Source organism: Pseudomonas sp. Fl5BN2, assembly GCF_009908205.1.
In the GTDB taxonomy this organism is placed as follows: domain Bacteria; phylum Pseudomonadota; class Gammaproteobacteria; order Pseudomonadales; family Pseudomonadaceae; genus Aquipseudomonas.
Window position 1 is genome coordinate 1 of record NZ_JAAARL010000049.1, and the last position, 3,447, is coordinate 3,447.

Below are 3,447 nucleotides of genomic sequence, written 5' to 3' on the forward strand. Positions count from 1 at the left end.
CCCCCGGCTCCTGCAGTCAAGCCTGCACCCGCCAGCAACAGCGCCGACGCCTTGCTGCACCTGGACAGCGAACTGCGCGCCGCCGCGCAACTGATCATGCAAGACGTGATCGACGATTTCGCCCCGCACATCGAAACCGAGATCAAGCGTCGCCTTGAAGCACGCCTGGAACGGCTGCTCGCCACAGCAACCAGCGGCAAGCCATAAACAGCAGTTACAGCCTCAAGCTGCAAGCGCAAGAAAAACACCGCCTCCCCCTCTTGCCGCTTATAGCTTGCAGCTGCCTTATGGCTTGCAGCGGCTCCCCTCCGCTATACTTGCCGGCTTTTCCTGAATAAATGCCAATAGGGTCCCGCCGCGCATGGATAAGACCTACCAGCCGCACGCCATTGAAACTTCCTGGTACCAAACCTGGGAGTCCGAGAACTACTTCGCCCCGCAAGGCGCGGGCGACTCTTACACCATCATGATCCCGCCGCCGAACGTCACCGGCAGCCTGCACATGGGCCACGGCTTCAACAACGCGATCATGGACGCCCTGATCCGTTTCCGCCGCATGCAGGGTCGCAACACCCTGTGGCAGCCAGGTACCGACCACGCCGGTATCGCCACCCAAATGTTGGTAGAGCGTCAGATCGAAGCCCAGGGCCAGAGTCGTCACGACCTGGGCCGGGAAAAATTCCTTGAGAAGGTCTGGGAGTGGAAGGATCAGTCCGGTGGCAACATCAGCCGCCAGATCCGCCGCCTGGGCTCCTCCGTGGACTGGAGCCGCGAGCGCTTCACCATGGACGACGGCCTCTCGGAGGCGGTGAAGGAAGCCTTCGTACGCCTGCACGAAGACGGCCTGATCTACCGCGGCAAGCGCCTGGTCAACTGGGACACCAAGCTGCACACGGCGATTTCCGACCTTGAAGTGGAAAACCACGACGAGAAAGGCTTCCTGTGGAACCTGAAGTACCCGCTGGCCGACGGCGCCAAGACCGCTGAAGGCAACAACTACCTGATCGTCGCCACCACCCGTCCGGAAACCATGCTCGGCGACTCCGCCGTGGCCGTGAACCCTGAAGACGAGCGCTATAAGGCGCTGATCGGCAAGTTCGTCGAGCTGCCCCTGGTGGGCCGGCGCATCCCGATCATCGCCGATGATTACTGCGACCCTGAATTCGGCACCGGCTGCGTGAAGATCACCCCGGCCCACGACTTCAACGACTACGAAGTCGGCAAGCGCCACAACCTGCCGCTGCTGAACATCTTCGACAAGAATGCCGCTGTCCTCCCTGCCTGCCAGGTGTTCAACCTGGACGGCAGCCTGAACCAGAGCATCGACGGCAAGATCCCGGCCGAATACGTGGGCCTGGACCGCTTCGAGGCGCGCAAGCAGATCGTCGCGGCGTTCGACGCCGCCGGCCTGTTGGTCAGCGTCGACGACCACGCCCTGAAAGTACCGAAAGGCGATCGTTCCGGCACCATCATCGAGCCGTGGCTCACCGACCAGTGGTACGTATCGACCAAACCATTGGCCGAGCCTGCGATTGCTGCCGTTGAAGACGGCCGCATTGCCTTCGTACCCAAGCAATACGAAAACATGTACTTCTCCTGGATGCGCGACATCCAGGATTGGTGCATCAGCCGCCAGCTGTGGTGGGGCCACCGGATTCCGGCCTGGTACGACGAGTCGGGCAAGGTATACGTCGGTCGCGATGAAGCCGAAGTCCGAACCAAGCACAACCTCGGTCCGGACGTTGCCCTGCAGCAGGACAACGACGTGCTCGACACCTGGTTCAGTTCGGGCCTGTGGACGTTCTCCACCCTGGGCTGGCCGGAGCAGACCGACTTCCTCAAGACCTTCCACCCAACCGACGTGCTGGTCACCGGTTTCGACATCATTTTCTTCTGGGTTGCCCGGATGATCATGCTCACCATGCACCTGGTGAAGAACGAAGACGGCACGCCACAGGTTCCGTTCAAGACCGTGTACGTCCACGGCCTGGTGCGCGATGGCCAGGGCCAGAAGATGTCCAAGTCCAAGGGCAACGTCCTCGACCCGCTGGACATCATCGACGGCATCGACCTCGAAACCCTGGTGCAGAAGCGCACCACCGGCCTGATGCAGCCGAAACTGCAGAAGTCCATCGAGAAGCAGACCCGCGCCGAATTCGCCGACGGCATCGCCAGCTACGGCACCGACGCCCTGCGCTTCACCTTCTGCTCCCTGGCCACCACGGGTCGCGACATCAAGTTCGACATGGGCCGCGTCGAGGGTTATCGCAACTTCTGCAACAAGATCTGGAACGCCGCGCGCTACGTGCTGGACAAGGGCGAAGACTGCGGCCAGAACGGCGAAGCCTATGAGCTGTCCCTGGCAGATCGCTGGATCATCTCGCAGTTGCAACGTACCGAAGCCGAAGTCACCCGCCAGCTCGACCAGTTCCGTTTCGACCTGGCCTCGCAGGCCTTGTACGAGTTCATCTGGAACCAGTACTGCGACTGGTACCTGGAACTTTCCAAGCCAGTGCTGTGGGACGAGAACTCGCCGGTCGAACGCCAGCGCGGCACCCGTCGCACCCTGGTTCGGGTGTTGGAAGTAGCCCTGCGCCTGGCCCACCCGTTCATGCCGTTCATCACCGAGGAAATCTGGCAGCGCCTGGCGCCGCTGGCGGGTGCCGAAGGCAAGACCATCATGCTGCAACCTTGGCCAGTGGCTAACGAAGCACGCATCGACCAGGCTGCCGAAGACGACATCGAATGGCTCAAGGGCCTGATGCTCGGCACCCGTAACATCCGTGCCGAAATGAACATCGGCCCGGGCAAGCCCCTGACCCTGTTCCTGAAGAACGTCAGTGCCGAAGACCAGCGTCGCCTGACCGAGAACGAAGCCTTGCTGAAGAAGCTGGCCAAGCTCGAATCCATCACCGTACTGGCTGCCGGCGACGAAGCACCACTGTCCGCCACCGCCCTGGTAGGCGAGATGGAAGTGCTGGTTCCAATGGCTGGCCTGATCGACAAGGGCGCCGAACTGGCGCGCCTGGACAAGGAAATCCAGCGCCTGCAGGGCGAAGTGCAGCGGGTGGGCGGCAAGCTGTCCAACGCTTCCTTTGTCGACAAGGCCCCGGCTGAAGTGATCGAGAAGGAGCGTGCCAGACTGGCCGAGGCCGAACAGGCCCTGGGCAAGCTGGCCGAGCAGCACGCGCGGATCTCCAGCCTGTAACGGCGATCGACGCGACATAAAGAGGGAGGCCCAGACAGGCCTCCCTTTTCTATGGGTCGAAAGATCACCTTCCTGGGCAAGCCCGCGCCTAAACGCACTCGACCCCGCAGCAGGTACGCAGCGTTGCTGCAGGAGCCGGCATGCCGGCGAACAGCCCGCCCCGACACTACAAGATATGGGACAATGCCCATCACTTTGAACCACCCCCGAATCGACTCCCCCATGACCGCCCCCACGAC

General features: G+C 62.2%; 1 protein-coding gene and 1 pseudogene. Both read left to right on the forward strand.

Annotation, left to right across the window (positions count from 1 at the left end; translation table 11 throughout):
• Nucleotides 1-207, forward strand: a pseudogene (locus tag GV819_RS32440) (DNA polymerase III subunit chi); the annotation flags it as partial.
• Nucleotides 208-361: 154 nt separating this feature from the next.
• A complete protein-coding gene (locus GV819_RS32445; protein WP_161760101.1) occupies nucleotides 362-3,208 on the forward strand; it encodes a valine--tRNA ligase in 2,847 nt (948 codons plus the stop codon).
• Nucleotides 3,209-3,447 lie beyond the last annotated feature (239 nt).

Excerpts from the sequence above, each read along its gene's own strand:
- GV819_RS32445 (WP_161760101.1), top strand. The coding sequence starts at position 362 with ATGGATAAGACCTACCAGCCGCACGCCATTGAAACTTCCTGGTACCAA.